The sequence below is a fragment of the Arcanobacterium canis genome, assembly GCF_029625435.1.
GTDB lineage: Bacteria > Actinomycetota > Actinomycetes > Actinomycetales > Actinomycetaceae > Arcanobacterium > Arcanobacterium canis.
In genome coordinates, this window is sequence record NZ_CP121208.1 from 69330 (window position 1) to 85532 (window position 16203).

The 16203-nt window shown below is 55.5% G+C and carries 15 protein-coding genes and 1 CRISPR repeat array; of the genes, 11 read left to right on the plus strand and 4 right to left on the minus strand.

Annotation, left to right across the window (positions count from 1 at the left end):
• The first annotated feature begins 7 nt into the window (after positions 1-7).
• On the plus strand, positions 8-1267 hold the full coding sequence (locus tag P7079_RS00335) for an NAD(P)-binding domain-containing protein (RefSeq protein ID WP_278012858.1): 1260 nt from the start codon (positions 8-10) through the stop codon (positions 1265-1267).
• A 206-nt stretch (positions 1268-1473) separates the two neighbouring features.
• A complete protein-coding gene (locus P7079_RS00340; RefSeq protein ID WP_278012859.1) occupies positions 1474-2178 on the plus strand; it encodes a hypothetical protein in 705 nt (234 codons plus the stop codon).
• Positions 2179-2274: 96 nt separating this feature from the next.
• Here P7079_RS00340 and P7079_RS00345 read toward each other — a convergent pair whose 3' ends face one another.
• Both P7079_RS00345 and P7079_RS00350 read right to left on the minus strand, forming a co-directional pair.
• On the minus strand, positions 2275-2679 hold the full coding sequence (locus P7079_RS00345; protein WP_278012860.1) for a DoxX family protein: 405 nt from the start codon (positions 2677-2679) through the stop codon (positions 2275-2277).
• Between the two features lie 142 nt (positions 2680-2821).
• Complete coding sequence (locus P7079_RS00350) at positions 2822-4291, minus strand: PAS domain-containing protein (RefSeq protein ID WP_278012861.1); 1470 nt, start codon at positions 4289-4291, stop codon at positions 2822-2824.
• 505 nt (positions 4292-4796) lie between these two features.
• Between P7079_RS00350 and cas3 the strand changes: the two genes are divergently transcribed.
• The 9 genes from cas3 to P7079_RS00395 all read left to right on the plus strand — a co-directional run bounded on the left by cas3 (position 4797) and on the right by P7079_RS00395 (position 14506).
• Positions 4797-7652, plus strand: coding sequence for a CRISPR-associated helicase Cas3' (gene cas3, locus P7079_RS00355; RefSeq protein ID WP_278012862.1), 2856 nt, complete (start codon positions 4797-4799; stop codon positions 7650-7652).
• A gap of 225 nt (positions 7653-7877) precedes the next feature.
• Positions 7878-8123 (plus strand): hypothetical protein, encoded by a 246-nt coding sequence (locus P7079_RS00360; RefSeq protein ID WP_278012863.1) that lies wholly within the window; start codon positions 7878-7880, stop codon positions 8121-8123.
• Positions 8120-8770 (plus strand): type I-E CRISPR-associated protein Cse2/CasB, encoded by a 651-nt coding sequence (gene casB, locus P7079_RS00365; RefSeq protein ID WP_278012864.1) that lies wholly within the window; start codon positions 8120-8122, stop codon positions 8768-8770. Before P7079_RS00360 ends, casB begins: the two co-directional genes overlap by 4 nt.
• Before the next feature lie 32 nt (positions 8771-8802).
• Positions 8803-9942, plus strand: coding sequence for a type I-E CRISPR-associated protein Cas7/Cse4/CasC (cas7e, locus tag P7079_RS00370; protein ID WP_278012865.1), 1140 nt, complete (start codon positions 8803-8805; stop codon positions 9940-9942).
• A 3-nt stretch (positions 9943-9945) separates the two neighbouring features.
• Complete coding sequence (gene cas5e, locus P7079_RS00375) at positions 9946-10650, plus strand: type I-E CRISPR-associated protein Cas5/CasD (RefSeq protein WP_278012866.1); 705 nt, start codon at positions 9946-9948, stop codon at positions 10648-10650.
• Positions 10650-11318, plus strand: a complete 669-nt coding sequence (cas6e, locus tag P7079_RS00380; protein WP_278012867.1) for a type I-E CRISPR-associated protein Cas6/Cse3/CasE — start codon at positions 10650-10652, stop codon at positions 11316-11318. Before cas5e ends, cas6e begins: the two co-directional genes overlap by 1 nt.
• A gap of 53 nt (positions 11319-11371) precedes the next feature.
• On the plus strand, positions 11372-12253 hold the full coding sequence (gene cas1e, locus P7079_RS00385) for a type I-E CRISPR-associated endonuclease Cas1e (RefSeq protein ID WP_278012868.1): 882 nt from the start codon (positions 11372-11374) through the stop codon (positions 12251-12253).
• 4 nt (positions 12254-12257) lie between these two features.
• Positions 12258-12605: a type I-E CRISPR-associated endoribonuclease Cas2e gene (cas2e, locus tag P7079_RS00390; protein WP_278012869.1), complete on the plus strand. Its 348-nt coding sequence runs from the start codon at positions 12258-12260 to the stop codon at positions 12603-12605.
• A gap of 165 nt (positions 12606-12770) precedes the next feature.
• A CRISPR array of direct repeats spans positions 12771-14141; the repeat unit is 28 nt; unit sequence ATGCTCCCCGCGCAGGCGGGGATGAGCC.
• 38 nt (positions 14142-14179) lie between these two features.
• Positions 14180-14506 carry a helix-turn-helix domain-containing protein gene (locus P7079_RS00395; protein ID WP_278012870.1) on the plus strand — a complete coding sequence of 109 codons (327 nt, stop codon included), beginning with the start codon at positions 14180-14182 and terminating at the stop codon, positions 14504-14506.
• Positions 14507-14610: 104 nt separating this feature from the next.
• On the opposite strand, the gene P7079_RS00400 is transcribed toward P7079_RS00395, so the two are convergent.
• Entirely contained in the window at positions 14611-14820 is a 210-nt protein-coding gene (locus P7079_RS00400; protein ID WP_278012871.1) for a hypothetical protein, read from the minus strand.
• Positions 14821-15491: 671 nt separating this feature from the next.
• On the minus strand, positions 15492-16058 hold the full coding sequence (locus P7079_RS00405; protein WP_278012872.1) for a YagU family protein: 567 nt from the start codon (positions 16056-16058) through the stop codon (positions 15492-15494).
• Positions 16059-16203 lie beyond the last annotated feature (145 nt).

Genomic DNA, 16203 nt, shown 5'->3' on the forward strand with positions numbered 1-16203 from the left:
TTGTTCCATGGAGCAAGCACAGGAACCAGATCCGGCCCACCTCGTTGACGTGGTGGTGATTGGCGCAGGACAGGCGGGTATTGCCGCTGCACGAGAGCTGCAACGACGTGGATTTGTCGGCTACACTCGCACCGCAACAAAGCCGGGGGCGAACACCTCCGCGTCTGCGAATTTCGTGGTTCTTGATGCTAATTCGACGCCGGGAGGTGCGTGGAGTCATCGATGGAATTCGCTCACGATGGCGACGGTCAATCATATTGCCGATCTGCCTGGACTCCATGCTCCCGACTATTCCCCGACTACCCGCGCGAATATCTACGTGCCGGCCTACTTTGCCCAGTTCGAAGATAAGTATGATCTGCCTATTTTTCGTCCGGTTCGCGTACTCCGAGTCGAGGATGAAAGTGGTGAAATCGCCACACGGCCAGGTTCGCGTGCCGAGCAAATGGCGCTGAGCTCCGACATCGAATCCGTCGCACAGGTCAGTAGCCGACTGCGGGTAGTGACGACTTCGGGTAGCTGGCTCACCCGCTATATCATCAATGCCACCGGCACATGGACCCGCCCCTTTATTCCGTACTACCCCGGCGCCGAACTCTTCGCCGGCAAGCAGTATCACACTGCAAATTACCGAGATAAGGAAGACTTCTGGCGCTTGCGTGTGCTCGTTGTCGGCGGCGGAATTTCCGCGCTTGAGCACATTGCTGAAGTGGCAACTGTTGCGAAGAAAGTCCGGTGGGTGACGCGCCACGAGCCGCGCTTCGTCGATGACGACACGCGGGTTGGTCGGAGCCTAACAGCAGCCGAAGGGCACGCCGTCGAGGAGCGCGCCTACGCGCGTGTAGCTGCCGGTTATCTGCCGGAGTCTATTGTGGCGGCGACAGGAATCCCGCAGGTGGCGTGGGTTCGCGATATGGGCGAGCGTGGGTTACTTAAACGTCAGCCAATGTTCACGCGCTTGGATGTTGACGGCGCATGGTGGGATCCGGTTCAAAAGAGCGGCGACGCTGTACAGGACAAGTCAGCAGGAAAATTCGAGCGGTTCGATGCCATCATCTGGGCGACTGGATTTCGTTCTGAACTGCGACACCTAGCTCCATTGAAGCTACGCACGATCCACGGAGGTGTGGCGATGGATGGTACGCATGTGTCTGGTGATCCGCGTATTCACCTGGTCGGTCACGGGCCGAGTCAATCGACAATCGGCGCTCGGCATTGGAGTCGAGTGGCGGTGAAAGCCATCGTGGAGCATATCCACTCGCGCTGACACCCGCCGCGCCTCGGGAGGGGCCGATTCAAACGCGATAAACTGCTCGATCCGATCCGGGGAAGCGAGCAATCCGACATGCTGGTGCCAAATTTGGCACACTTAGGTTGTTCGGCTAGCAATGTGATTCGTCGCTGGCCGCCTGAATTCACAGAGGAAAAGGAGATCCGGCGTCGGAAGAAAACCGGCCCGGAGAAGGAGGAGCAATGGCGTCGCATACTGCGCTGGTGCGGAAGATGTCGGAAGGTGGGATCGATGCGAACCGGCCGGTGGAGGTCGCCCGCCGTGTGGTGACGATGTTGCTGGTTGGTGCTGTGGCGGGCACGCTCTTCGGTTTTATTTTGTTTTCCGCTGAGCTGACGATGACGACGATGTTCCTTGCGATGTGTCCGGTGCTAGTTTTGCTCCTGGTCATGGGCGGAGTTTGGCTGTTGTGGAAGGATAACCGCGTGCGCGACGACATCCCCGTCGTCGCCCGCACGCTCGCCACATCGGAGTCGAAGGAGCTGCGCTACGTCACTAGCGGCGGCAATCGCGGGCTTCTCGTACCGGTGGTGGCTGTGCCCGCCGAGGGTGGGGCGCCGTTCCGCTCAATTATTTTGTTGCGTCAGATAGGCAAAAGGCGAGTTGAAGAACCCCAGATTGGCACGCTTTTGGCGCTTAAGCAAGACTTTGCTGGCCAGGGAGAGCTGTCGGATATCGAGGAAATGACACCGGCACAGGCGGCGTTAATCGAGAAATTGCGCCGGCATCCACGTCAACTGTCGAATAACGCACCGGTTGCTCCGATGCGGCGAACGATTCTAGATCGTGCTACTCGTGGTGCGAACCTACAGTTCTGGGGGAGCTTTGGAATTGGGTTAGCGGTGTGCCTTTTCATCACCGCATCGATTGCTCGGAGTGCTCTATAAGGGGCTTTGCTCAGCGATAGCGGGGTTCTCTGACAGGTGCAGGTGTGGGGACTGGCCGAACGCCAGTCCCCACACCTGCACCTACGCTGAAATGTTTTACTTGTTTGCCGATTTACGCGTGTACTGGGAGGCGAGGATTAAGGCGCCTCCAATCATTGCCACGTTTTTCCAGAAGTGGATACGCTGATTCGGACGCTGTGATTCGTCGTCGATATTCCAGTAGTCATGACCAGCTAAAGTAGTGGGTGCAGTTGCAGCGACGAGACCGAGCGCTGCGGCGTGCGGCAAAATCCCCGATGCGACGCCGAGACCACCAGCGACCATTGCTGCACCGTTGAAACGAACGAGTTCGTCGGCATGATCTTGCGCGAATTTAATGGGTGCCTTTTTCACTGCGTTCACGCGCGCACCGGGTTCACGCGCGGCTTCTGAGCCGAGAATGATGAAGGGTGCGGCGAGCGCAACGCGGCCTGCGAAATTCACGAGAGTCGAGAGTTTCATGGTTTTCCTATCTGTTGAGCTGAGCCGACCACAGAGCCGGGCGGCTGTCGAACAATATGCCTCACTTATTATAGTTCACATTTCAACAAATGTGGATGCTATTCATTTACTTATTTTCTTGTGGCTGAAGTGGAACCGGCAACTATGCTGCTTCCATCATCAACACTTTGGCGTGAATCTGAAGCACGATCTGTGCGAGCTCTTCGAAGTCCACTCCGCGCGAGCGGCGGGTGAGTTCGTGGCTGAAGGTCTCGAAACGTGCCAGCGAAGCGCCAGCGTGCTCCACCGCAGCCTCGACCACATCGGCCAAATCTCGTCCTTCAGCACCCATGCCAGAGCGTCGTGCTGAGAGTTGCCACAGTTGGAGGAGCTGTCGCGGTACGGACACGGCCACGCGCACTTCCTCAAGATAGGCGGCCACTGAGTCGGCGAGTGCGTGGTACTTTGCCGAATCGCGACGCAGTACTTCAACGTCTTCTGTGAGAACCTGGGAGAGCATCTCGAGTGATTCAAGGCGTTCACGCACGGCCTTTTGTTCTTCGGTCTCAGGGACATCGCCCTCTGCCTCGGCGAATGTCCGAGTCGCAAATCCGGCTGCTTCGCCCGGGATGCCGATTTTTGCGTCATATCCCGTGTCGATCAGCTCGGAGAGAAAGAAGCCGGCAGTGTTTGAATGCATACGCGACATCGCAATATGGAAACGTGCTCCAGCAATCTGCTCATCAAGCTGGGAGAACTGTTCGATCAAACCTTCCAAGTAACGCCCGGTCACATCTTGCATCTGATTCCACACGAGGAGTGTATCCATAGCGGCTTCGGCCGGAGCCTGCGCCTCGCCGTCTGCGGGGATGTCTGCTGCAGAACGGAAACGATCGGCAACGGACTTCACCTGCGCGAGGTCGGCGCGCACGTCGCGCACAACTTCACCCAGCCGCATCGACATGCGAGCCAACTCGTCCTGCTGCGTCATTGAGGCGTCAAGCACCGCGTACTCGGCACTGACCTGGCTAAGCATTTCGTGGAGTTGCGAAGTACCCTCGCGCGTGGGGAAAGTGACGGTGGCAGTTTCGCGAGCGGCGACTTCGGCAGGCAGCAGTTCGTTTTGAAGCTCGCTGTAGGAGGCGTAGCCGAGGTCGCGTACGAACTTTTCGACAAGCTCAACGCCGCGCTCAGCGGCTTCGCGGCGGTTAATGCCGGTGGCGATCCACTCGCGTTCGGCGGCACGAACCTTTGAGTACAACTCGATCACGGCCGCGTAGAGATCATCACGTTCAGGCTTGGAACGCACCGAGAGGTAGCCTGAGCCGTCGGGGAGCGGGGTGATGGTGGCGAACACGTCGTATTCGGAGCCGTCGGCCGCGAGGTTAAGCACGTATCCGGCGAACGGGCGACCGGCTTCGATCGCATCCCACATCATGCGGAAAATTGCACCGGGCATGTCCGGGTGGCGGATGATGTTGTGCGGCGCGCCTTCAAGCTCTTCAGCGGGGTAACGCGAGAGCCTGCGGAAGACGTCGTTCGCTAGCTGGATCACGCCCTTCGTATTCGTTGCCGAGAAGAACAGCTCCTCGGGCGCGAAGTCCTGGATTTCACCTGTTGGTTCAACTGCCACGTGCGCTCCTTTGGTTGTCAGCCGGTTCGACGACGGCGGTATACGTTTTCGTTTGCCACTGCCGGTGGTGCCCGCTGAGTGTTGCCTGCTCATCTATGGGCAGGTTTTTACTCTGGAATTCTACCAATTCTGTGCCAGTGCTATCGCGAATGGATGTCGAAAAAGGGTGATGTGCTGGTGTTCACGCGCTGGAGGTGGCCGCCGGTGTTGAGGGAAATTTTTCGAAGAGTATTACTCTGGCCCGCCGGGCAGGTCTAGCGCATCTCATCAGCAAACCCGGCTTTGATCTCGTTGAGTCTCTGACCACGCTTGTTTGTCCAGTCTGCACGCCCGTTTACTGCGGTTCCGAGTACAAAGAATACCGCTGCCGACGGGCTTGAGAACAGAACGTAGCCATGAGGGGCTCGGTGATTTTCGGTGCGGCGTTGATTTAAGGTATGAGAAATTTTTTCGGAGGCTAGAATCATGCTGGAGAGTAAGTTTTCCGGCATTGTGGAGGTATCCCGTGGATATCGCATACCGCGCAGACACATGGTTCAATAGCTTAAGCCCACAAGCCCATGCTTTGTGGGCAAAGTCTGGGTGCGAGGATGCCTACCTTCGGCTTGCGCAACATCTCATCGATGCAGCCTGCGTGGCGGAATGGTTGTGGGAAAATTGGATGTCAGATTCGTTGAAGCGAACGCTCGCTACGGTGTGGAAGCTTGACGAGCAGGAAGTGCGGCAACTTTATATTTTCTATGCAGGTATTCACGACGTGGGAAAGGCGTCCGTCTCTTTTCAACGTCTAGTTGAGAAGCGTCCAGATTCGTATTATCTGCTTCGCCCGATCGAAGATGTGGGGCTTCCGCTCGACTGGCCGCGAGGAGAGGGCCCGGATAAAAAGTTTCCCCACGGGTTAGCTTCTGCGGTGTTCTTGAGAAAATGGCTATTAGCTAATGGTGTCAAGAAGAAGATTGCGTCCTCTCTGATCTCAGTTGTGGATGCACATCATGGATTCACGTCAGACCCTGTTTTGTTCGTGAGACGGCTTAAAGAACTCGAGGGACGTGAGTGCCGTTTTGACGACGTCGCCGTAGAATTTATCGAGTCGATGGCGGATCTGACCGGTGTCAGTGAAGCGTTTGGGAAGCTCAAAAAGAGACCAGTAGCGGGTGCTCTTCAGCTCATGACAGGGCTACTGATTATGGCGGATTGGATAGCTTCGAACGAGAATGCTTTTCCATACGACGTGATCGCGCCGCAGCCTGAGCGAGTAGTAGAGGGAATGGCGTTCATTGATCTTCCCTCGCCCTGGACGCCAGTTGATCCGACCGCAGATGTGCAAGAGTTTTTCAATCGCACTTTCGAATGGGATGGATCGGTACAGGTGCGACCGATTCAAAAAGCCACAGTTGAGGCCGCTCAATCAGCTCAGGGGCCAATGTTGATGATCATTGAAGCTCCAACGGGTGAAGGCAAAACCGAGGCTGGTTTGGCTGCGGCCCACGTCCTTGGGCAAAAGTCAGGCGCGCAGGGTGTATATGTCGCAGCTCCTACCATGGCGACTGCGAATGGACTTTTTGAGCGCGTTGTGGAGTGGGCGAAGCATAGCTCGCAGGGCGGCAGTGTGGCTTCCATTTATCTTGCGCATTCTAAGAATCGGTTATCCGAACAGTTCCAGCGACTACGGTTTGGTACAAGGAAAAGAGATGCGACGTCGTTAACTCGCGGCTCTGACAATGAAGAAAACATAGGAGGACTGGTTGCGAACCAGTGGTTATCAGGTTCCCGTACAGGTTTGCTTTCTGATTTCGTTGTGGGCACAGTCGATCAAGTACTCATGATGGCTCTCAAGGTGCGCTTCTCGATGCTGCGCCACACGGCATTGGCTGGCAAGGTGATCCTCATAGATGAAGTCCATGCTTATGACGCCTACATGTCTCAATATCTCTACCGGGTCTTGGAGTGGTGCGCTCGCTATGGCATGAACGTGATTTTGATGTCCGCGACTTTGCCGCCTGCCCAACGAAAGAAGCTGGCGGAAGCCTACGGCTCAGCCATCATAAGCGGAGCGGGAGCCGCTGTGGAAGGTTTGGACGTTAGCTCATACCCGCTTGTGAGTGTGGTTGATGCGAATGGAGTGAGAGCAATTCCGGTTCCGCCCCGGCCTGACGATGCGCAGATCGCCGTCCATCGGATTAATGATGAGCTGGGCGTGCTTCGTCAAAAGCTTGGTGAGCTTCTCGGTGACGGCGGGATTGCGCTCGTCATATGCAACACGATTCGACGAGCGCAAGAGGCGTATCGAGAACTCTCCGCTATTTTCCCCGGCGAGGTTGAATTGCACCACGCTGCTTTTATTGCTTCCGATAGGAGCGCGAAGGAAGGCGCATTACGAGAACGGCTTGGTCCGCGTTCTCGGCGGGGAGCGGGCAGGCCGTGGCGTCAGATTATCGTGGCCACCCAGGTGGCCGAACAGAGTCTTGATATCGATGCCGACGTGCTGATTACTGATATTGCTCCGATAGATCTGATTATTCAGCGTGCTGGCCGTATTCATCGCCATGCACGTCCCTTGGATGACCGCCCCGTGAGGCTTGGGAAACCGATGATTTTTGTTCGCGGAATTGATGACGGGAGTGATGTTCCGAGATTTGATGCGGGAACGGAATTCATCTACGGCGAAGCGATTTTGCTGTCAACTATGGCTCATTTGCCGGAGGTTGTCGGCCGGCCGTCGGATGTGCCGGAGCTGGTACGCAAAGTTTATGATGCCGAGCCACACATACCTGCGGGCTGGCAGGACAGATGGGACGCAGCCGTAAGCAAGGATGCGGAGGAGAGAGAAAATTCGGTAGGGAGAGCCAATACTTTTCTTTTTCCTGAATTGGTAGGAGCAGGGGAGTTGCAGGATCTATTCAATATTCTCCACGATGATTCTCATGGCTCCGGTGGTGAACGAGCAGGCTCAGCTCAGGTGCGCGACACCGAGTTCAGTGTCGAGGTTATTGCCGTACAGGATACCGATTACGGTTATCGTGCATTTGGAGACGATGAGAGTGGATCCGAAATTCTTCAAGGTGCAGAACCTACCTATCGACAGGCCAGGAATCTTGCTGGAAGCTCACTCAGGCTCCCGGTTCGGATGACGAAACGAGATAAAGATTTTGACGTGGTGATCAGTGAGCTTGAGTCACAGACGCCGGCGGAGTGGTCGAACTCAGCTCTGCTCCGTGGACAAGTTGCTCTTCGGTTTGATCGATTCGGTAAGGCGCATGTGGGAAGGTTCCATCTGAGTTACGACCAGGAAGTGGGCCTCGTTGTCACTGATGAACAAGCGGCGTCGTCCACAGAGAGGGCTGCGGAGAAGGAATTGTGACGTGACATATCGTGTTGGAGTACGAGATGCTATGGCTTAATCGAAACCCCGCCGCGCGGGGAAGTGGAGTCGCTCAAGCATAGTTGACGTGACTACGAGTTTGGGGCCGCAGCTACAGATCGAGTACTTGCTGAGCTCGAACCTCGATTCAATACGTGGCTTCGGAAACTTGCCGAACTTACCGCGGAGCAGGCGTGTAATCCTAGCGAAAACGTTGACACACGAATGGTCAGTTGGCAGACGACTGTGCGCGACGTGATCAATGTCCAGGCGAAGATTGCTTTGCGTGGTGCGGGTCCGCGAGCTTTGGTTGGCCGGGTTCTTGGTCAATCGGAGGATTCGAAAGCGCGTGTCGTTTCTGCCTACGACTATTATCAGCGCCTGCAGTGGGCTCTGGATAAGGAGCTTCCCCGAACGAGTAGATATAAGGGAAAAGCTCATCAGGATGAAATGAAGGAGAATGGGTCATGATGCAAGCACAGAGTGATGGTGCCAACGTAGGAGCTCAGAAAAACCATCTACAATATGCGGTTGACGTGACGTGCAAGAAGCTCCAGAGTGATTTTCTTTCGGACTCAAGCTCCCCGGAGCATCACAGAGCTCGTGCTGACCTTGCGCAGTTGCGTCGTTACGCGAGTCTCGATATTTCAAATAATCCCCTCGCTCTTGGGAAGGCACTCTTTGTCATGAGGGGCGAATTTAGTGAGAAGCTTGCGGGTTATAGTGATGAACCCTCGCCATCCGAGTATGCGGCGTATATTGCGCTGACACTCTTTGCAATTCACATGCAGTCGGCCTCGCAAGAGGTTCATCTCAAAGATGTGAGTTTTGCGCAAGCGTGCGGAAAACTGTATCGAAAGCTTGAGAGGTCTTCAGATTCCATCAAGCCGCGCATCGACGCTATGTTGCTTGCTGGAAACGAACGGGCACGCCTTATCCACATCCGTTCGCTCATTACCCTGATGCGGGCTCAGGATCTTGGCTTCGATTACGGTCGGCTTGCTACGGATCTTCGCTCGTTGGCAAACCCAAAGAAGCGAGCGGGCGTCCAACTTCGCTGGGGAAGAGACTTTGTTCGCGGATGCTATTTGCTAGCACCGACATCCGAGCAGAAATAATCCGATTAATCAACAACGTTTAGGAGAAAATTATGACACTCGTGATTGATATTCACGCACTGCAGACGGTGCCACCGAGCCTCATTAACCGTGACGATACCGGGGCGCCCAAATCTGCTATTTTCGGTGGGGTTCCACGCCAGCGAGTTTCATCTCAGTCCTGGAAGCGGGCGATTAGGCACTATTTCGAGAGCGAAATAGGTCAGGAAGCTGTTGGGTTGCGTTCTCGGAATCTTCCGGAGGTTATCGCTAAAAAGGTCATGGAGCTTTCGCCCGAATTTGATGTGGAAAGGGCTGTCGGTGGGGTGCGGAATCTCTTTAAGGCACCCGGTAAACAGGGCATCAAGCTAGATGAACCCAAAGTGTCAAAAGATAACGAGGAGTCCGAGCAGAAGTCTCCCTATCCGACAACTGCTGCGCTCCTCTTCTTGAGTCCACATCAGATTGAACGAGCAGCTCAGGCAATCGTTGACGCTGACGGTGGAAAAATCGCGAAAGCGGAGGCTGTGGAGATTCTTGATACCGAGCACTCTATTGATATGGCGATGTTTGGCCGAATGTTGGCCGATGTACCCGCCTTCAATGTTGACGCCTCGGTGCAGGTTGCGCATGCTATCGGCGTCCACGAGTCAGAACCCGAGTTTGACTACTTCACAGCTGTTGACGACGTTCTCGAAGACGCTGAGGAAGCCGGTGCGGGGATGATTGGTACTACTCAGATGATGTCGTCAACGCTGTACCGCTTTGCGACGATCAATGTTGAGGGCCTTGCTGTAAATCTTGGAAATGCGGACATGGCGCGGGACGCGGCAGTTCTTTTCATTAAGGCGTTTATTGAATCGATGCCCACTGGAAAGCAGAACACCTTTGCGAACAACACCCTTCCTGAATTCGTTTACGTTGCAGTCCGGAACACAAGATCGATATCGCTCGTCAATGCCTTCGAAGATCCCGTAGAGCGGGAAGATTCCACACGTCGTCAAGCCGCTGTTGAAGCCCTTGCTCAAGAAGCTCGCGACATCGAGGAAGTGTATGGCATGAAACCACTCGCTGCATATGTTCTTGCAACAAGTGGATTAGACGAGGCGTTCTCCGGACTAGCAGAAAACGTCACGTTCCCAGAAATGTCTCAGAAGGTTAGCGAAGTGCTTGCCTCAGCTAAGGTGGAATAGCGAATGCAATATTCTCTACTTTTATTACTCAAAGGCCCTTTGCAATCGTGGGGAGACGAGTCCAGATACAGGACTCGAGCAACAGGTTCCACGCCGAGCAAATCTGGCGTGATTGGTCTATTAGCTTCCGCGCTTGGTCGGGAACGAACCGCTCCGATCGATGACCTCGTTCGGCTCGATTTCGCGGTGCGAGTAGATCAACCGGGAACCCTATTGCGGGACTACCAAACGGCTCAGCCATGGCAGAAAAATCCGAAAGATCCAGCCACATTGGTGACTCGGTATTTCTTGGCAGATGCGGCATTTGTGGCTGCTATTGGAAGCGAAGATCGGGGTGAGCTGGAAGGGGTTCAACACGCCCTGCGCGAACCGGCATATCCGTTATTCCTTGGTCGTCGATCATGTCCAGCACCAGCTCGACTTGACCTCGGAATTATCGATAAGCCGGTAGTGGATGCCCTGCTTGATCACGACGTCTGGTATGCAACAGCTGCCCACAAGAAAGAATCTACCCGCCAGGTAGAACTGCCAATTTACCGTGACGGCAAACCGGGTGAAATCGGTGTTGCGAGACAGGACGTTCCCGTTTCTTTTGCGCAGCGGCGTCGGGAGTATGACTGGCGAACTGTGGTCTTTGCGGGGTCGAAAGTTATACAGAACGGTGAAAGTGCTAACAGCGATCCGTTCTTCGATGAGGTGATTTCCTAATGACGACCTTTACTCGAGTCCAACTCAATCCGGCGCGCCGGCAAGGACGGAAATATCTGACTAATCCGCAGGCTCTACATGCTGCGGTACAGTCAAGCTTTCCGAGCGACGTTGTTGTCAACAATGAGCGCATTCTGTGGCGTCTTGATCAGCGTGGGCATCAACACACGTTGTATATTGTTGGTCCAGAAATGCCCACGGCAGCGCATATAGTCGAAGAAGCCGGTTGGGAAGTCCGACCGCAGGAGACTGCTGACTACGATCGGTTGCTTGCGCGTATTCAAGAGGGACAAGAATGGAACTTCGAGCTTGTAGCTAATCCAACGAAGGCGATCAATCGAGGCCAAGATAGGCGTGGCAGAGTTGTCGCGCATCTCAGCATCCCGGAGCAGATGAAATGGCTGCTTGGAAAGGCTGAATTGCTTGGTGTCGATTTTGGCCCTGCGGAACAGCCCACTTTCCAAGTTGCGGAACGCAAGACTCTCAACTTCACCAAGATGAGGGCAGACGGGACTGCGCGGGATCGTGTACACCTGGTGACTGCGCGGTTTGCCGGAAGTTTAAAGGTTGTTGACCCGGATAAGCTACGGCATGGCCTAGTTAATGGGGTGGGACGAGCCAAGGGGTATGGATGCGGCTTGCTCACACTAGCGCGAGGCCATGTGTAGGCATGTCGGGGAATCCGAGTAGTGCGCCTCTAGATCGGCTCTTGTTGACAAGGATGGAGAACAGACTCTCTTTTCTTTATGTCGAACGAGCGGTGATCAACAGGGAGGGGAATGCGCTGACAATTCAGGACTCGCGTGGAATAGCCTACGTTCCGGCAGCCCAGATCGCCGTCCTGCTTATAGGGCCCGGAACAAAGGTGACGTATGCGGCGATGGCCCTTCTGGGTGACGCCGGCGCATCGACGGTGTGGGTTGGAGAGAAAGGAGTTCGTTACTATGCCCATGGTCGGCCCGCTGCAAAAACAGCAAAATTTGCTGAGGCACACGCGAAAGTGTGGTCGAATCAGCGTTCGCGACTAAGGTGTGCGCGGCGAATGTATGCCAAGCGATTTCCCAATGAAGATGTTGAGCATCTAACCATGGCGCAACTTCGGGGCAGAGAAGGCGCACGCATGAAGACAATCTACGCTGTTGAGGCTCAACGTACAGGGGTTCAATGGACGCGTAGGTCTTATGATCCGAACGATTTCGAATCGGGCGATCCGATCAATCGAGCCTTAACTGAAGGGGCTGCGGCATTGTATGGAATTGCCCATGCAGTAATCGTCGGGCTTGGTTTCATTCCCGCGCTCGGGATTATTCACTCGGGTACCGATCGTGCATTCGTCTACGATATCGCCGATCTCTACAAGGCAGAGATCTCTATTCCTGCTGCCTTTGAAGCAGTTGCAGAGAGCGTGGAAGGTGACGAACTAAGTGTTCGCAAACGTATCCGAGACAAGGTGGTTTCTGCACGGCTAATGCAACGGATGGTCCGCGATATCCAAGAGGTTATGGAGACCGCGGAAGAAGACGCCTACGTTGATGCTGATCTTTTCCTCTGGAGTGATCTGCAAGTAGCTCCTGCCGGTATCAATTGGGGATTGCGAGGTTGAAGCGATGTTGGTTCTCGTCGTGACTGCGGTACCTGCAGGCTTGCGGGGCGATCTCACTAAATGGTTAATGGAAATTGCACCAGGAGTTTTTGTGGGGGCTCCAAGCGCGCGGATAAGGGAGCAAATTTGGGACCGCACCGTCGTACTATGCAGAGACGGGAGAGCAATCATGGTCTGCTCTGCGGACAACGAGCAGGGAATGACGTTCCGAACCCATCGACACGATTGGGAACCTGCAGACTTCGATGGTTTGACCTTAATGATTCGGCCAGATCGAGGGCAGAAAACTCAGAGTAGCTTGCGAAGAACGGGGTGGTCGAGCGTGAGGCATCAGCGCAAAAGATATCGATAATGACTGAACTGTTTGGGCAAGTTGTTGACAGCTCAAGATTTGAGGATGACGTGCGATTGGCGTGAGAATCGGTTCGTCAAGTGCCGGAGGGGTTATCTCCGGAAAGGCCGAAGTTAGTTGGATGTATAATCCAAGTGTTGACGGTAGAAATGCTGGTCAGCAAGTATGCTCCCCGCGCAGGCGGGGATGAGCCCTTCTGAGCGGGGTATTGGCTACCACTCTTTAGATGCTCCCCGCGCAGGCGGGGATGAGCCCGGTCGCCGGGCCAAGGATCGACTTCCACACATATGCTCCCCGCGCAGGCGGGGATGAGCCAAGTTCAGCATTCACACCTCCTCTCCTTATTTGATGCTCCCCGCGCAGGCGGGGATGAGCCCGGGGCCGGCCCCATCGGATTGTAAAAGTGCGCATGCTCCCCGCGCAGGCGGGGATGAGCCCATAGGCTTGCGCGAGCGTAAGCCCGACGCCGAATGCTCCCCGCGCAGGCGGGGATGAGCCGCGTCTGATCGCCGCGCCCGATTTCGAGTGTGAATGCTCCCCGCGCAGGCGGGGATGAGCCTAATCCCGTCCGTACGGGCGCGCGGCGCGCGAGATGCTCCCCGCGCAGGCGGGGATGAGCCCCAGCCAAACAGTGAGCGCGCCATTCCTGCAGCATGCTCCCCGCGCAGGCGGGGATGAGCCGATTCAGAAATCGTGCGAATACAGCTCACACCTATGCTCCCCGCGCAGGCGGGGATGAGCCCGGCTGCACACGAAAACCCGCGTTCGTTTTCGGATGCTCCCCGCGCAGGCGGGGATGAGCCCATGGCGGTCATCGCCCATTTACCGTCCTGCCAATGCTCCCCGCGCAGGCGGGGATGAGCCCGTTCGTGAAGTTCTTGTCATGCTGATTAGCGGATGCTCCCCGCGCAGGCGGGGATGAGCCGGCGTTGCAGAAAGCCGCGAAGGTGAGTAAAGGATGCTCCCCGCGCAGGCGGGGATGAGCCGGTGCGGCTGAACGCGTCGCGACGAGCGTTCCAAATGCTCCCCGCGCAGGCGGGGATGAGCCCTAGGTCAATCATGTTGTTGACGCGTTTTTGTAATGCTCCCCGCGCAGGCGGGGATGAGCCCCAGCTCAAGGCTTCAGTTGATCTTCAAAAAGTATGCTCCCCGCGCAGGCGGGGATGAGCCCAAGAAATGGTGGCCGAGATCGCTGGCGAAACCATGCTCCCCGCGCAGGCGGGGATGAGCCCACGCCGATTTCGCCCGAGTCAAGACCAAGCGCATGCTCCCCGCGCAGGCGGGGATGAGCCCGTATTTAACGTGGTAGTAAATTGCACCAATTTATGCTCCCCGCGCAGGCGGGGATGAGCCGGAATTGAAGCTGCTGTCGCCGCACTGCGAGACATGCTCCCCGCGCAGGTGGGGATGAGCCCTGATTACGGGCAAGGACAAGATCAAAGTCACGATGCTCCCCGCGCAGGCGGGGATGAGCCCCGGCCACGATAGTCGCACTAGTGCCATCGAGGATGCTCCCCGCGCAGGCGGGGATGAGCCCATGGTGTGGGGCTCTCACTATTGAAAGGAGAAAAACTATGAGCATGAGCGCTCTTGAATTTGCTGCCGTGCGCCACAATCTCGGCCTGTCATTCGAAGAACTCGCCCACATTCTCGGCGTGACACTACGCTCAGTCCAATACTGGGAATCAGGCCGCTCAAAAGTCCCCCAAGGAATCATCGAGGCACTTGACCGGCTTGACCGCGAAAACCTCCGCCTCGCAATCTCCATGGCTGAAGATGAGGGCATCATCTCGCTTTCACGCTCAAGAGCCGACTACCCGGACAGGCCACGCGGCTTCTATATCGCCGCGCTCGGACGCGCAATATCACTCAACCCCGATCTCATGGCGGAGTGGACATGAGCCACATGCTCCCCGCGCAGGCGGGGATGAGCCCCAGCCATCACTGCTGAACTGCTCCCCATTAGTTAGTGTCTGATTTCTCAGTCCAACTAATGGGGAGCAGTTCAATACTGATAATCATAGGAATCGCCAACGCTGCCGGTTAATGAGGCGATACCGTGCTCAGCCAGCCCCTCGTGACAAACAATGCTCACATACTGTGAGCCGTGGTTTGAATGGTGAATCAGACCTATTATTTCCTTGGCACACACAATCGCCTGGTTCACTGCTGACAGTGTCAGCGCTTCAGTGCGCATCGAATCAGACAGCGCCACCCCGCGATTCGCGGACTATACACGTCAGTGACGAAAGCGCATACACGCCCCCTTTACGGGTGCGCACGTAGGTGATGTCAGCTACCCACAACTGATTGGGGGCCAGGGGCTGTGAATTCACGGTTGCCCAGGTCTAGGCACAGATTCAGGCCTTTTGGCTGACGAGTGGTGACAGGTGCTCCACCTTTGCTCTTGCCGGACAAACCGGCGATGCGCATGGACCGAGCTGTTTACTCACGACCAATAACAATGCCCTGGCGTGCAGCACACGCCGCATCTTCCTTACCCCGTTGGAGCGTACCCGAACGACGAGCTGTTGGACCCACTACTGGGGTGTATGCCACGACACTCCAATTTCAGGTGCCGCCGTCTCACAAGCAGTATTCATAGACACTCCCTCGGCAAGAGCGCGGCTCTCAACAAGACAAACCACACATGATCCTTCGTACCTTAATCAAACTTCATGCGGCTAATCCAGATTTCCCCATCCACCCAAACGGAACAAAACCGAAATGTTTCATCCTCGAATGCTCCGGCTTAGCTACCCGTTAATCAGACTCAAGCATCATCTTCATTTCCTGCTTCGTAGCAAGAGATGAAGGTGCTACTCCTGAAGAAGTAGCACCTTCATCTCTTTCATGCCCTGATCAAGCTCATCGATTTGCTTCTGATCAGTTTCTAGGCGAAATTCTTGTTTTGGTTGGGATCGCGACTTCCGGATCAGGTTCTCCGGTGATGCGATTGCGTAGATCGCGGCGGATGATCTCAATGACCCATAGCCAGATGGCATGGCCAGGGATTTCAGAGAGGTGCTCTTGCCACGGCTGGTTCCAAGGTGCCGGAACAACGCCCATCAGAGGCATGAGAACAACGTGGAAAACTACCCAAATGACGATGCCAAAAGCTACACCCTGCCAGAGCTTGATACCTGGATAAACTTCGGCGATCAGACAGTAGAGAACGGCGAAGAAAATTGCGAAGCCGAAGTGGATGAGGAAAGACATCCAAGGCAACCCCTCGTTGCCATTGAAGGTGTAGGAAGCATGGGTAGTCTGGTCGGACATACCAAGGAGCTCGAGGAATGATTGTGGTGGGTTGGTGGCGTTGCGCTCCGGAGTACGGGGAGGGAGTGGAACCTCCCAGCCGAACTTGACGATTGCGGACACGATTCCGCCGATCAGGCCGACAAGCGCGGCAACTTTGTAATGACGTCGAGAAATATCAGTTGTTAAAAACATAAGAATAATTATCGAACGAACCGAGTGAAGATGTGTGATTCACAGATCCTGATGTGACGCATGAGACGTTGGGAAACGGAGAGAACGAAGATGAGAGGATGTGCGGTTCTTGCCGAGTCAGGGAGCATATCGGCAACATGAAAGT